The organism is Aquimarina algiphila (assembly GCF_007489275.1).
Classification (GTDB): Bacteria; Bacteroidota; Bacteroidia; order Flavobacteriales; family Flavobacteriaceae; genus Aquimarina; species Aquimarina algiphila.
The window spans coordinates 1-15,530 of the sequence record NZ_VLNR01000103.1; the positions used below are offsets into that span (position 1 = coordinate 1).

Consider the following 15,530-nt stretch of genomic DNA (forward strand, 5'->3'; position numbering starts at 1 on the left):
CTGTACTATCTCTAAACTTATGAACTTCGCTCTGTTTCTGTAAGCGGGTGCAAATATACAACCCTTTTTTATTCTACAAAGCTTTTTTTAATTTATTTTTGAAAAGTTTTTCTAAACCTCAAATCCAATATAAAATCCCAAAAACATAACCGCTCTGAGCGGGCGCAAACATACAACCCTTTTTTATTATATCAAGAAATTTATTAAAAAAATTTAAAACATCTTAAATCCCTAAAAAAATAAACCAAATCTCAATGAACTAAACAAAACAATACCCCGTTTTGCGGGTGCAAATATAGAACCCTTTTTCTTTATGACAACAAAAAAAATCAACTATTTTTTAAAAAAAATATAATATTCTAGAAACATTGACGTTACGAAGCAAAAAAAATCCTCACTCACATAAATACATTACTACTTTCTTTAAATAACCCTATAATTTTTACGTTTTATTTTTATCCTTCTCGCGTGAGGGATAGTCGTAAAATCCCACAGCCTGAGTTTACGAAGTGCGAGGAATTGAAACAAATAGCCCGACCGAAGTGTAACGAAGGGGACGCCAAAAACAAAAAAGAGTCTTTATTAAATAATTACTGGCTATATCTTTTCTATTTTAACCACAATAGATTTACTTATTGGCGTATGACTTTTATCTGCAAAATGATTATACGGAACCAGAACATTGGTTTCTGGAAAATATGAAGCTAAGTTTCCTTGAGGAATATTATAAGGTATTACCAAAAAATTAATTGCTTTTCTTTCTTTATCATTATAATTACTTATCAAATTAACTATATCAAGTTTCTTCAATCCATACTTTTTCATATCCTCTTCATTCATAAGTACAATTCTTCTTTCATTATATATTCCTCTGTACCGATCATCTAAACCATAAATTGTAGTATTAAACTGATCATGAGAACGAATAGTCATTAATATAAACTCGTTTTCATCAATCTTATGTTTTGGCATGGTACAAACACTAAATTGTGCTTTACCATTGGGTAATTTACTAAAATCTAAATCTCTTACATTATTAGGAAGATAAAACCCAGACCCTTTGGATCGGTTATTTATATCATCAAATCCATTAAGAACTGCTTCAATTTTCTCCCTGATCAGTTCATAATGTTCGCTTAATTTTTTCCAATCTACCACATGTCCTTTATGAAAATAGGCATCTGCAATCCCTCCAATGATTTCGGGTTCGCTTTTTAGACTTCCAGAAGCTGGCTGCAACAATCCTTTTGATTGATGTACCTTTCCCATACTATTCTCTACAGTGAAGTATCTTGGTTTTCCATCTTTACTATCTAACTCTGATCGCCCAAGTGTTGGTAGTATCACCCCTGTTTTACCAGTGACTAAATGTGTTCTATTTAATTTTGTACTTACAGACACTGTAAGATCACAATTCTGAAGCGCTTCTGCAGTATATTCTGTATCTGCGGCTGCAGACAAGAAGTTACCTCCTAACGCAATAAACACCTTAGCTCTCCCTTCATACATAGCCTCTATAGCATGTACCGTATCTAACCCTTCTTTATCTGGAGGCGTAAAACCAAAGGTATTTTCTATCGCCGTATTTAATGTCGGTGAAACATGGTGCATAATACCAACTGTTCTATCTCCTTGTACATTACTATGCCCTCTTACCGGACATGTTCCGGCCCCTGGCTTTCCTAAGCTTCCTTTAAGCAATAATAGATTTACACATTCTTTTATATTATCAACACCATTTTTGTGTTGCGTTAATCCCATAGCCCAACATATAATAATCTTATTATTATTAGCCAACAACTCCACTACTTCGTCTATTTTACTTTCTTCTACTCCGCATAATGCTAAAAGCTCTTCCTCAGAATATTTCTCTACATCTTTTATCAAGTTTTCATATCCCTGAGTATAGGTGTCTATAAATTTATGATCAAACACATCACCTCTTTCTTCATCTAATACTTTAAGTTTTTTAATGATTAGTTTTAAAAGAGAAACATCCTGATTTATTTTTACCTGGAGATGGATATCTGTCAATCTAGTTCCTGAAGATAAAACTCCTTTAATTTCTTGAGGGTTTTTAAATCGAATCAGACCGGCTTCTTCTAATGGATTAATACTAACAACCTTCCCTTTATTTTCTTTACATTTCTGTAAAGCAGACAACATTCTGGGGTGGTTCGTCCCTGGATTCTGGCCTATAACGAGGATTACTTCTGCCTTATCAAAATCCTCGAGCTTGACTGATCCTTTTCCTATACCTAATGTTTCACTCAAGCCTACTCCACTTGATTCATGACACATATTTGAACAGTCCGGCATATTATTCGTTCCGAATGCTCTAATAAAAAGTCCATACAAAAAAGCCGCTTCGTTGCTAGATCTACCCGAAGTATAAAATACACCTTCGTCTGGCGAATCTAGTTTATGTAATTCATCTGCTATTAATCGATATGCTTCTTCCCAGGAAATGGGTTCATAATATACACTACCTGGTTTTAGAATCATTGGTTCTGTTAACCTTCCACTTTTACCAATTTGGTAGTCTGACCAATGTGATAATTCTTCTACTGAATATTTTTCAAAGAAACTTTTATCTACTCTTTTGTTTGTTGCTTCTTCTGCAATTGCTTTTGCTCCATTTTCGCAATATTCTCCCAATTTTGAAGGTGCTTCTGGATCCGGCCAAGCACACCCAGGACAATCAAATCCGTCTTTTTGATTCATATGCGCCAGAGTATGCAGTGATTTTACCACCCCCATCTCTTTGAATGAATGTTGAAGAGCGACTTTGACTGCTGGTATTCCTGCTGCATATTCTGCAGGTTCTTTAAGTTTAATCCCGGTGAATTCTGTGGGTCCGAGTATAGAAATATTTCTCCTTTTGATGGTGCTCATTGGTATATTTTAAAGTCAGCAATATTGGGTAATGCTGATCACTATCAAAGATACATCAAAATGTATAATCCTTATCAATAAGAATGCGTTCTACACTCTAAATTACGATTTTGGATTAGATTTTTAGCTATATGTTATACAAAGGGTAGTGGCTATAAAAGTATATAGCCTTCCTTAATGAAAGAGTTTCCTGAAAATTAGGTTGCAACTATATTGATTTTATTTATTTAGGCATAAACCTTGAAGGATCTTCCTTAACTTTTTCTTCTTCTGTGGAATAGTTTCTTCTATATTCTGGTTCTTTTTTCTGCAGTAAGGTTTCTTTGATATTGCTTTGCTCTTCTTTAAACAACAACATTTCCTTCTTCTTTTTAAATCTATAAATTATATAGCACAGCAATACACCTCCTCCAATAGACCATGTAAACACTGCTTCCTGGGTAAAAAAAGTAATTCCAAGAATAAGCAAAAGAAATCCCCAATACTCCATATTCATCCAAAATATAGTATGCTGATTTCGTAAAACTATTTGTTCTCCAGTTTTCGGGTCTATAGAAGGTTTTGGAGAACTATTCCATTTATGACCTAACACTATACTAAACAAACCTGACACGATTAGAGGCAAAGCAAAGCCATACTGAGCATAATCACTTGACAATGCAAAAAGCAAAATAAAAAAAGTAGCGGCTAAAACCAAAACCGTTAAAATCCCTCGTCCTTTCCAAATAAGAATCATAATTCAAAAATTAATTTCAACACAATTAGTATTTTAATTGACTAATTATACAATTACCTAAATATTAGCACATATTACATTACTAATATAACAAATCCTAGAAGTCGATGGTTAATTTCTGAGTTTTAAAAAGACATTGCAACATTAAAAATTAAATAATGAATTACTTAATACCATTACCATGAATAGAATGTCTTTTAATTTTCTAAGGAATTGTTCCTATCTCTCTTAACTTCCACTCTCCTTTTTTCTTTATAAATTGAAAACTATGCTGCCCTCCTTCATGCTCAGCACTGGGTTCTGTAGTAGTCACTAAAACTTCATACAATTCTACTTCTTCATTGTCATTTTTATAGAATATTGTCTTTTTCTCTTTGAGAATTGACACAAACTCTGGATTAAAAATCAAATCAAAATCTTCATTTATAAATCTATCTATTGGGATATATATATCTTTATCATATAGTTGATTATACCAATCTGGATCTGACTCTCTTTTAGCATCTAATTCTTTTTGCTCTGCTAAAGTATTTTCTAAGCATAAATAACACCGTATTGTTTTACTTGATACCTCTTTAAATGCTGCTTTATCTTTTTCCTGAACTATTGTCAAAAAAATTTCCCAGGTTTTTTCTATTCCATTTTCAACCAAAGAGCTTTGATCTTCTTTTTTTAATTTCACACAAGAATAAAGTATAGTAACAAGAAGAAATATTGTAGTAATTTTTTTAATCTTCATAATCTTAAATACTAGTTAATACCATTTCTCACATGAAGTTACCGTATAAATTGTCTCTTTAGATCTCATGTTGTGTTACAAAATTGATCGATAGCTATGGCTATCCATAAATTTTCTTCCTTACCTAAAATCAAAATAGTTCAATTTCGTATTTCAGTAATTTTATATAAGAATTGGTATAATTTCAAAACCTGAAATTATCGTATTCTATATTCTTATCCAAATTGGAAATATAATAGTATTGCCAAAATGATTTGATTAAAAATTGATTAAAGAAAGAAATTCCAAACAATACCAAAACGAAGTACAGCATCACGAGTTGCATATCCTGGTGTAGAAAACTCTTTATTTTGACTAAAGGCTTCTCCAAAATTTTCAACCTTGAAAAAAATGCGCGTCTGTCTCACTTTAGCATTAAAGAATAAGTCAACCTGTGGGAAATCTCCTATTTCCTGATCATTTTGAACATAAAATTCTGCCAGAACAGGATCGTAAGCATCTGCTGTATAACTGGTGAAATATTTAAAAGTGACTCCTGCCTGCAAGAAAAGTGCATTTTTCTTAAACCAATGATCTTGATAGTATAAACTATTTCTTGTAACGACCCTTGGGATGTTATATACCTGGTTTCCGCCTCCTACATTCTGATACATCACAGTATTGTCCAGACCAAGTTTCCATAATTTAATCCCTTGAGTAACTTTTACTTTTAGGATATCAAGAGTTTCTGAAGCTTGCAACGGAATAGTTGCCCCATCTGCATTTTTAGCAAAATATGTATAGTTATCTATCGTAGAGAAACTCCCTTCTACTTCTGCAATTTTTTTTGCTTTAATATTTACCTGTATTTTCTTCGTTTCTATATTAGAAAAATTATCATTTTGCCAGTTGTAATTTACATAATCACTTTGATAAAGAAGAAAGTTATAATTTGGAGCAACCTCACTAGCGCTTATCTTTGCCTGAATACCATATTTTTCGTTCAGCTCATATCCTGCACCTGCATTAAAATAGTTCCCTTTAAAACCTTCGTTATTACGTCCTTCGGCATTTTGAGATACAATTGTTTTTCCGTCTGCAAATATTTGAAAACCTTTATATGTATTATGATACTCACCTCCAACAGTGAATATATCTCCTTTTATACGATTGGTAATATTAATTTGATTATTCGCGTCATCTACCTGATTTAAAATCGTATTATATCCATAATTGTAATTAGAGTTTCCTCCCAGTACACGCAAATTACCCAACCAATCGTTTGTAAAATCAACAAACACATTATTTGTAAAATCTTCTAAAGCTACATTATCTGCAATAGCTCCTGACACATATGCCTCTCCTAGGAGGTTATTAGGCGCAATTGCAGCCTGATCAAAACGGAACCTTTTATCTGTAATATCTAAAATATGGCCAAAAGACAATCCCGTAGATGTACTATCTGTTTTTTTAATTATTGCATACTCATGATTTAAGTAAAATCTTTTACCAAGAAGGATATTTTCTGCATCTTCATAATTGACACTTATTGAGCCTCGGTCTGCAAATTCACTTTCCTCACCTACAAATTCTCCTCGAGCTAAATATTGATCTAGCCCTTCTTCAGACAATCCTCCATTTTCTTCATTCAGTAAATCCTGAGTTACAAAATGTGTACGCACTTTATATCTATCATTCTTTGTAACATAACTTGCTGTTGCCCTAAAATTACCTGTACTGGTTAACGCATGTTGGTATTTCCCTAACGAACGCACTCCTTTATAAGCAATAGAAAGATTTAACCTAGGTGAAGTATTTACTGTAAAAAAAGCATCTAATTGTTGTCCTTGTTCAAAAGTAGTATTAAAATATAGTTCTGTAAGTGGTGTAGCTACCTGATAATATTTTATATCATCAGCTTCCATAAAATTAAAATGTCTTGATCTGGCTCCAAAGAGTGGCAATAAATGATCTCTCTCTTCTCGTTTTATAAGACTATTATAAGATTGGCCAATATTATGAATGGGTAACAATCCAAAATCATCTCTTCTAAGGTAATTAAATTTATAATCCTTTTGTATCGTTAAAGTAGTATCCACTAAGGTGGTATCATTATCTATTGTAATGATTTTGTATGATGTTATAGGCGGTTTCTCCTTTTCCTTCTTTGGTGCGAATTTCCTCTCAAGCCCATTAGAATTTTGATTTGGATCTTCTTCTTGATTCCTATCCTGTGCCCAAATCACTGAAACTGATAGTACTAAAAATATAAGTAGTATGTTTTTTCTCATTAGAATGCTGAACTGTGGCAAAAATATACTTTTTTAACGAAAGTAAATCATACTCATTGTTTGTTTAAGTTAACTTTTTCTTCAATTTTATCTGTTTACATTTATTGTTTTGATGTATCAGACAGAATTCGCTAATAATCATTTTGATTACTCATAAATACTTTATATTAATTCATTTCCAAAAATAGTTTTTAGGTATTCTATTCATACTGTATCTTCGCGTTATGCTTACTTTAAAACTAAATCCTGATATACTCGAGTGCGGAACAGATGAAGCCGGACGCGGGTGCCTGGCAGGGCCTGTTACTGCAGCTGCAATTATATTACCTGACGATTTTAACAATACCATTCTAAATGACTCCAAACAACTTAGTGAGTCCAAAAGAAAACAATTAAAACCGCTATTAGAAGACTGCGCTTTGACCTATGGTGTGACACATATTTTTATGGAAAAGATTGATGAGATCAATATTCTAAATGCTTCTATCCTTGCAATGCAACAGGCTATAGAACAATTACAACCTCAGCCAGAACATATCATCGTAGATGGAAATAGATTTAAACCATATCATAATATACCTCATACTTGCGTTATTAAAGGAGACGGAAAATATTTAAATATTGCAGCTGCCTCGGTACTCGCAAAAACATATCGTGATGAGTTTATGGAAAAAATACATGAGGAATTCCCAATGTATAACTGGAAAAAGAACAAAGGATATCCTACGGTAGAACATAGAAATGCAATTCGTAAGTATGGAATTACCAAATATCACAGAACCAGTTTTAGGTTATTACCAGAACAATTCACACTAGATCTCAAATAATTATATCTTTGAGATCTAAACAATAAGGAAACTAAAATATATTTGGATTATATTTCAATTATTAAATTTGGACTTTATATTTAACACATCAGAAAACTAAAAAATTTTATTTTGATCAATGAATTTAGGAACACAAAACTCACACATATAATGAAAAGAATAGTTGTCGTTCTTTTAGTTTTTATGGCTATTTCTTGTGATGATATTTCAAAAACATCAAATTCTTTAATCGATCACATTCCCAGAGATGCTCAGGTTATTATAAAGATTAATGATTTAGAAGGAGCTACGAGCAAGTTAAGAGATAATAATTTTATTAAAAACAACAATCAAATAGCTTTTTTTGAGTATTTCAAAAAACTCTCTATTCTAGATGAAACTAATCAGTCAGAAGGGCTCTTATGTTTTTCTCCTCTGGGTAAAAATGATTTTGAATATACTTATATTTCAAAATTTAATCCTGCAGCTATCAATCAAGATTCATTAAAAACCAAAACGATTGAGACTATAGATTATGCTGAAAATACTATTTACAAAATTACATCAAAAGGACAACCATTCTTTGCTACCAGACAAGATAGCCTGTTAATTGCTTCTTCTTCTCAGTTATTTATAGAGAATGCAATTCGAATGAAGGCCACTCCAATTCCTATTGATAAAGATTTACAAAAAGTATATGAAGTCTCGAGTACAGACAATACTATGTCTATACTTATAAATGGTAAGAAATTACAAAATATTCACAACTCTTTTCTTCCGAGTGCAACTTTAGAAAGCCTACAGAATTTTAGTGGTTGGATATCTGTAGATGCTTCTGTAGATCAAAATGCCATACGTCTTGATGGTATTGCCATAGAAAAAGATTCTTTATCAAGTACTATTGGCATCTTTGACAATACAATAGCACAAGAAAACAGAATCTCAAGAGTTACCCCGGTGACTGCAAAAGGTTTTGTATCTTTTACTTATGATGATTTTGATATCCTGAAAAAAAACCTCTCTATGGCTCAGGACAGGGCATTGGAAGATATTCCTGAAGATCTTGATGAATTATTATCTGGAGTTACCGAAATAGGCACTATTTTTCTAGAGAAAGAAAAAGTACTAGTCTTAAATTCTTTAAATGGAGAAACTGCTAAAGAGAGTTTGGCTGGTGACCGAGTAGAGACTTATAGAAACACTACGATATATAGCTATAAAAACAGTGCTTCTTTTTCTCAAATCCTCACCCCTTTAGTTAAAAATTTTGAGGCTAAATTTTATACCATTCACGGAAATTTTGTCATTTTTAGTTCTTCTATCAATTCTCTTAGAGATGTTATTTCTAATATTTTGAATCAAACATTACTTCATGATCAAAATTATTACAAAAATACTATTAAAGATTTATCTGATCATGCATCAATACTAATCGCTGGAACTGTCAAAAATATAAAACAATACATTTCAGAAAATGCAGAAGAAGAATATAGTACGCAATTAAAAGAGATAAAAGACAAGGGATATCAGATTGGTTTAATACAGGTTATAAAAGAAAATGATTTTGCTCATATCCATAGTATCTTGCAAAAGAATATGGTTAAAGGTGCAGCAACATCGGTTACACAAACGGCCTCTACATCCTTAGAACATAATCTTCTTAACAAGCCTATTCTTGTCAAAAACCATAGAACAAAAGGTATGGATGTTGCCGTACAGGATATTCAAAATAATCTTTATCTCATCTCTGACAAAGGTTCTATATTCTGGAAAAAACAAATTGATGGTGAAATCCTTGGTGATATTCAGCAAATCGATATTTTTAAAAATGGCAGATATCAATTACTATTCAACACTGCTAACACATTATACCTGGTTGATCGTGATGGTAAAGATGTCAAACCATACCCTAAAAAGTTTGATGATGAAATCACACAACCTCTAGCCTTATTTGATTACGACAAAAGCAAACGCTATCGTATTATTATAACTCAAGGCAATCAGATAAAAATGTTTAATGCCGAAGCTGAAGTGGTCACAGGGTTTGGATTCAAAAATACCGAAACGGATCTTATCATGAAACCGAAGCATATTAGAATTGGAACAAAAGATTATATCTTACTTTCTGAAAAGAATGGAAAATTAACTATTCTTGATCGATTAGGTAAACCAAGAGTCAATGTAAAGGAGAAAGTTGATTTTTCTAAAAATGAATGGTATCAATATCTCGATAAATTCACCTCAACTACTAAGAACGGAAAACTGATTCAGATACAAAATGACGGAAACGCTGTAGAGCAAAATTTAGGTTTGCAGGAAGATAACAGAATGGTGTCTACCAACAAAACGCTGGTAACATTTTCAGAAAATAAATTAACCATAAAAGGAAAAACTCTAGAATTAGATTTTGGAGTATATACCGAACCTAAACTCTATTTTATCAATAACAAGATCTATATAACTATAACAGATATACAAGCAAAAAAAGTATATCTCTATGATAGTAATGCAGAATTGTTTCCTAATTTCCCTGTATATGGAAATTCGGTACTAAGTCTTGGCAATATGGATAAAGATCCTAATCTGGAGTTTGTAGTGCAAGGTGAAGAAAACAGTATTTTGATCTATCAGATAAATTAGATCATACCTAAAATTATTACTAAAAACCGAAGGTGAAACTTCGGTTTTTAACTTTAATAGAATCCTTGTTACTTCCTGTTGACTAACACTTTCCTTTGTCAAAAACCTTAAAACAATTACTAACAAAAATTAACACTACGTTAAGATTTCATTTAGATTTTAGGCTCGTTGCGTTAAAAACGGGCTCCTAAGTACTAAATTTTAAGATTTTGAGTTGTACAAATCAACTAACACAAATCAACTAAATCATGAAATCCAGTATTTTACACAAAATACTGATATTCACTTTTTTATTAGTGAATATTAGTGTTAATGCTCAATTATGGAACCCCATATCTCCCAGCACCGTACAAGCCAAATCTCAAGAGCTTAGAAAAACAACCCCTAATCAATATCAACTATTTAACCTAAACACTACTGCTTTAACTTCTATTCTTAAAAACACACCTTCCAGAGTACAGCAAAAAAGTTCAAATATCATAATGGAACTTCCTACTAAAGATGGTATATTGAAAAAATTCAGAGTCCTTGAAGCTTCCATTTTTGAAGATGGTCTTGCTAAAAAGTTCCCCAACATACGATCCTTTATTGGCTATGGAATAGATGATCCTACATCTGTAGCGAGATTTAGTTTTTCAAAAATCGGATTCCACGCTATGATAACTTCTGGAAATCATGGCACTATATATATTGATCCATATAGTAAAGACAAAGAAAATTATATCTGCTATGCTAAAGCAGATTTACCCTCAAACCCCAACAGTTTTAAATGTTTGGTAGAAGACAATGTCAAATCTAATTTCTCTAACCAAAAAATCAATAGTATAAAAAATGCTAATGACAGTAAATTAAGAACATTTAGGCTTGCTGTTGCATGTACCGGAGAATACTCTCAATTTCATCTCAATAATCAAGGAATACCTGCAAGTGCTTCTGATCAGGTAAAAAAACAAGCTGTTCTTTCTGCTATAAACACTACCATGACCAGAGTTAATGGTATTTTTGAAAGAGACTTGGCCTTGACCATGGTACTCGTAAATAACAATGAAGATATTATCTTTCTAAATGCAAGCACAGACAATCTTAGTAACAGCAATGCTAATGCATTAATAAATGAAAGTCAAACCGTTTGTGACAATTTTATCGGTTTTAATAATTATGATATTGGACACGCCTTTAGTACAGGAGGAGGAGGATTAGCACAACTTAGATCTCCATGCACCAATTCTAAAGCTAGAGGTATTACGGGAAGTCAACGTCCAATAGGAGATCCATATGATGTAGATTATGTAGCACATGAAATGGGGCATCAATATGGTGGTAATCATACTCAAAATAATAGTTGCCAGAGATCGAATGCTTCTGTAGAGCCAGGAAGCGCTTCTACAATTATGGGCTACGCCGGTATTTGTTCTCCAAATGTACAGAATAATAGTGATGCGTATTTTCATGCTATCAGTATCCAGGAAATGTGGCAAAATATTTCTCAAGGAAATAGTAGATGTGGCTCACAAAGTAATACAGGAAATGCCGCTCCTACTGCCAATGCAGGACAAAACTATACTATCCCAGCATCAACACCATTTGTATTAAAAGGTAATGGATCAGATTCTAACACTGGAAATAGTCTTACATATTGTTGGGAGCAAATGGATTCGCAACCTGCAACTATGCCCCCATCAGCTAATTCAACTGGTGGGCCAGCTTTTAGATCATTGAATCCTACATCTTCTCCCGATCGATATATGCCTGCAATATCGACAGTAATTGCCGGACAAACTTCATCTACATGGGAAGTTGTTCCTTCTGTAAGCAGAACAATGAATTTTAGGCTTACTGTAAGAGATAATGCTTCTGGTGGAGGTAGTACTGCAAGTGATGATACTCGAATCACTGTTACTGACGCTGCCGGGCCATTTGTTGTAAGTACTCCTAATACAAATGTTAGCTGGGCTTCAGGATCAACACAAACTGTGACATGGAATGTAGCAGGAACAACAACCAATGGCGTAAACGCTGCTAATGTTGATATCCTACTATCCACTGATGGTGGAAACACATACCCAATCACTATTGCTACTGCTGTAGCTAATGATGGTTCTCAAAGTATTACGGTCCCAAATGCAGTAGGAACGCAAAACAGAATTATGGTTAGAGGATCAGGACATATTTTTTATGATATTTCTAATGCAAACTTTGAAATAACTCCGGGTAGTGGTGGAGATACTCAAGCTCCAACAATACCTGACGGACTCAACACTTCTAATATCACACAAAATTCTGTTGATCTTAATTGGAATGCCGCTACAGATAATGTTGGAGTTACAGGATACGATATATATCAAGGAAATACTGTAATCACAACAGTGTCAACTACCTCATATCAAGTAACCGGACTAACTGCCAATACTTCATATAGCTTTAGAATAAAAGCTAAGGATGCAGCAGGTAATATATCTGATTTTAGTGCTACAGCCAATGCTACAACACTTTCTCAACCAGATACTCAAGCACCAACAGCTCCTACTAATTTAACTGCTTCTAACACTACACAAACCACTACTGATCTAAACTGGAATGCAGCTACAGATAATATTGCTGTTAGTGGTTATGACGTATATAGAGGAACTACTGTGATTTCAACAGTAACTACAACATCATATCAAGCCACAGGATTATCTCCAAATACAACATATAGTTTTAGTGTTAAAGCAAAAGATGCTGCAGGTAATGAATCCAATGCAAGTAATAGTACAAATATTACTACACTGCCATCTGGAGGTACTACTTCTTGTACAGGTGGAATTTCATCATTCCCATACACTGAAGGATTCGAAAACACCTTAGGAGCTTGGACACAAGGGACAGGAAATGATTTTAATTGGGTTACAAATGCTGGAGGAACCCCATCAAGAAATACTGGACCTTCTAGTGCAGTGCAAGGAACAAATTATATATATATGGAGTCATCGTCTCCTAATTATCCAAACAAAAGATCTATTCTTAACTCTCCTTGTTTTGATTTGAGCGCTCTTACAGCAGCAAACTTTACATTTCAATATCATATGTATGGTGCTTCTGGTATGGGAAGCTTAACATTAGAGGCTAGTTCTGATAATGGTATTACCTGGAATTCGGTTTGGTCTAAATCAGGGAATCAAGGAAACTCATGGCAATCTGAGAATATTGATTTAACATCATATCTAGGCTCTACAGTACAATTAAGATTTAATGGTATTACAGGTAACACATGGCAGGGAGATATGGCAATAGATAATATAAACCTTACTGAAGGAGGTGGGCAAACAACTTGTACTGACGTACTTATCACTCTTAATTTTGACGATTATCCTCAGGAAACAAGTTGGCAAATCACCGATAGTAATAATCAAGTTGTCGCTTCTGGAGGAACATACGCTTCTCAGCCTGATGGTTCTACACTAACAATTACTGAATGCTTAGATCCTGGAACATATACTTTTACACTTAATGATAGTTATGGAGACGGAATTTGTTGTGCTTACGGTAGTGGTTCATACACCCTTACATCACAAGGAACAACAATAGCCTCGGGCGGATCTTTTGGAACTTCTGAATCAACTACATTTACCATTGGTAATCCTTCTGCCAGAACACTAGTTACTATTGATAATACAACAACTACAGATCCTTTAGAAGTTTTTGTATTTCCTAATCCCGTAGGAGACCAGAGCGTATTAAATGTTATCGTTTCTAAGAAAGATACAAAATATGAGATTGTTAACGTTCTTGGAAAAATTGTAATGAGAGGCGCATTAATTAAAAAGACAATTAACACAAAATCATTACCGTCTGGAGTATATATCTTAAAGCTCAATCCAGGAGGAGAAGGTAAATACAAATCGATTCAATTTGTACAGGAATAGGATAGGTTTAGTAAAAAAACGAATTAAGCGATGTATTGAAAAATGCATCGCTTTTTTTAGCTTCACCTTTTACTTTATAGAAACTATGTTATGAGACATTCTCTATACTTCTGTATTTTGTGATATGAATTGGGCTTCAAACAAAATGGCAAAATGTTTTAGTAGTTTTTCTTTTACTTCTTCTTCGTTTACTTTTTCCTGTCCAAGTTCAACATTAAGGGATGTAACTGCTTTACCTTTTATCCCACACGGAATAATATTATCAAAATATCCAAGATCAGCATTCACATTAAGCGCAAAACCATGCATGGTAACCCAACGACTAGCTCGAACTCCCATTGCACAAATCTTACGTGCAAATGGCGTTCCTACATCTAACCATACTCCTGTTTCCCCTTCACTGCGAGTTGCATTAATGTCATATTCTTTTAGCGTAAGGATGACCATTTCTTCAAGAAAACGAAGGTATTTATGAATATCAGTAAAGAAATTATCAAGATCAAGAATAGGGTATCCTACGATTTGACCAGGCCCGTGATATGTTATATCCCCTCCTCGATTAATTTTATAAAATGTAGCTCCTTTTTCTTTAAGCTGCTGTTCTGATAAGAGTAGGTTACTTATATCTCCGCTTTTACCTAAAGTGTATACATGCGGATGCTCTACAAAAATGAAGTAGTTCGGCGTATCTAATCCAGCATCTTCTCTTCGGTTTTTTACTTTGATATCTAAAATTCCTTTAAAAAGATTTTCCTGATATTCCCAGGTTGCTTTAAAATCTCTGCTTCCGATATCCTGTATTTTAACTTTTTTATTCATAGCTATAAAAGAAAAGCAAAGATACGACGATAAAAAAGAGTGAAAAGAGAATCGACTACTTTTCTAACTCTACTTCTACGTCTAGTATTTTAGGATTTTCCATAAATTCAATAAATCCAACTTCGAGAGTAAAGCTCTTTGCATCTAGACTAAAAGTAGCTTTGTCTGATGACATTTTTATTATTTTTCTCGGAAAACTATATTTCAATTTATATTTAGAACTTGCCAAAAACATTCTCATTTGTTCTAAACTATCAACATTTTTTTTCACCTTCTCGGCATCAATAATCTCAGTAATTCTACTAAACTTATTATTCTTGAAGTTATATTTTACTCTAGTACCATCATCTTCTGATATTGTCATTCCTGCAGGAGTCTGAGCATTATTTTCCCCCAACTCTTTACCACTCATTGTCATTGCAATTTTAAGATCCCTGAGTACATCTCCTAATTCTGAAACATCCCCAAAATCTTTATACATATCCATATTCATCTTCCCTAACTCAGAGTTCACCACCATATGCATTTCAAAGTCTTTTAATCTGTGTAGTTTTTCTTGTTGATCTGTTGGTAATTTAGAAATACTATCTTTACCCGTTGTGCATTTAGTTAATATTAATTTTTAGGTTGTTTATATTTCTGTTGAATTCAAACCTATTGATATATTGAATAATGGTCATTGCTGTGATCTTTGATAAGATTCTATTTTTAAATCCCTCA

General features: G+C 33.2%; 9 protein-coding genes and 1 pseudogene. 3 read left to right on the top strand and 7 right to left on the bottom strand.

The window, feature by feature from the left end:
• Positions 1-597: 597 nt before the first annotated feature.
• The 4 genes from FOF46_RS28785 to FOF46_RS28800 all read right to left on the bottom strand — a co-directional run bounded on the left by FOF46_RS28785 (position 598) and on the right by FOF46_RS28800 (position 6,640).
• The gene (locus FOF46_RS28785; protein ID WP_143918916.1) at positions 598-2,895 is read right to left on the bottom strand and encodes an FdhF/YdeP family oxidoreductase; all 2,298 of its coding nucleotides are present in this window, start codon (positions 2,893-2,895) and stop codon (positions 598-600) included.
• Between the two features lie 223 nt (positions 2,896-3,118).
• Positions 3,119-3,631, bottom strand: a complete 513-nt coding sequence (locus FOF46_RS28790) for a hypothetical protein (protein WP_109433789.1) — start codon at positions 3,629-3,631, stop codon at positions 3,119-3,121.
• A gap of 205 nt (positions 3,632-3,836) precedes the next feature.
• On the bottom strand, positions 3,837-4,370 hold the full coding sequence (locus tag FOF46_RS28795; RefSeq protein ID WP_143918917.1) for a hypothetical protein: 534 nt from the start codon (positions 4,368-4,370) through the stop codon (positions 3,837-3,839).
• A gap of 269 nt (positions 4,371-4,639) precedes the next feature.
• Positions 4,640-6,640: a putative porin gene (locus FOF46_RS28800; protein ID WP_143918918.1), complete on the bottom strand. Its 2,001-nt coding sequence runs from the start codon at positions 6,638-6,640 to the stop codon at positions 4,640-4,642.
• Positions 6,641-6,864: 224 nt separating this feature from the next.
• Here FOF46_RS28800 and FOF46_RS28805 point away from each other — a divergent pair, with 224 nt between their 5' ends.
• From FOF46_RS28805 to FOF46_RS28815, 3 genes are all read left to right on the top strand, one after another.
• Positions 6,865-7,467: a ribonuclease HII gene (locus FOF46_RS28805; RefSeq protein WP_143918919.1), complete on the top strand. Its 603-nt coding sequence runs from the start codon at positions 6,865-6,867 to the stop codon at positions 7,465-7,467.
• A gap of 150 nt (positions 7,468-7,617) precedes the next feature.
• Positions 7,618-10,086, top strand: coding sequence for a hypothetical protein (locus tag FOF46_RS28810; RefSeq protein ID WP_143918920.1), 2,469 nt, complete (start codon positions 7,618-7,620; stop codon positions 10,084-10,086).
• Positions 10,087-10,334: 248 nt separating this feature from the next.
• The gene (locus tag FOF46_RS28815; protein WP_143918921.1) at positions 10,335-13,991 is read left to right on the top strand and encodes a reprolysin-like metallopeptidase; all 3,657 of its coding nucleotides are present in this window, start codon (positions 10,335-10,337) and stop codon (positions 13,989-13,991) included.
• Between the two features lie 102 nt (positions 13,992-14,093).
• Here FOF46_RS28815 and lipB read toward each other — a convergent pair whose 3' ends face one another.
• The 3 genes and pseudogenes from lipB to FOF46_RS32815 all read right to left on the bottom strand — a co-directional run.
• Positions 14,094-14,810, bottom strand: coding sequence for a lipoyl(octanoyl) transferase LipB (gene lipB, locus FOF46_RS28820; RefSeq protein ID WP_109433795.1), 717 nt, complete (start codon positions 14,808-14,810; stop codon positions 14,094-14,096).
• Between the two features lie 55 nt (positions 14,811-14,865).
• Positions 14,866-15,336 carry a hypothetical protein gene (locus FOF46_RS28825; RefSeq protein ID WP_143918922.1) on the bottom strand — a complete coding sequence of 157 codons (471 nt, stop codon included), beginning with the start codon at positions 15,334-15,336 and terminating at the stop codon, positions 14,866-14,868.
• Between the two features lie 79 nt (positions 15,337-15,415).
• Positions 15,416-15,530, bottom strand: a pseudogene (locus FOF46_RS32815) (IS982 family transposase); the annotation flags it as partial.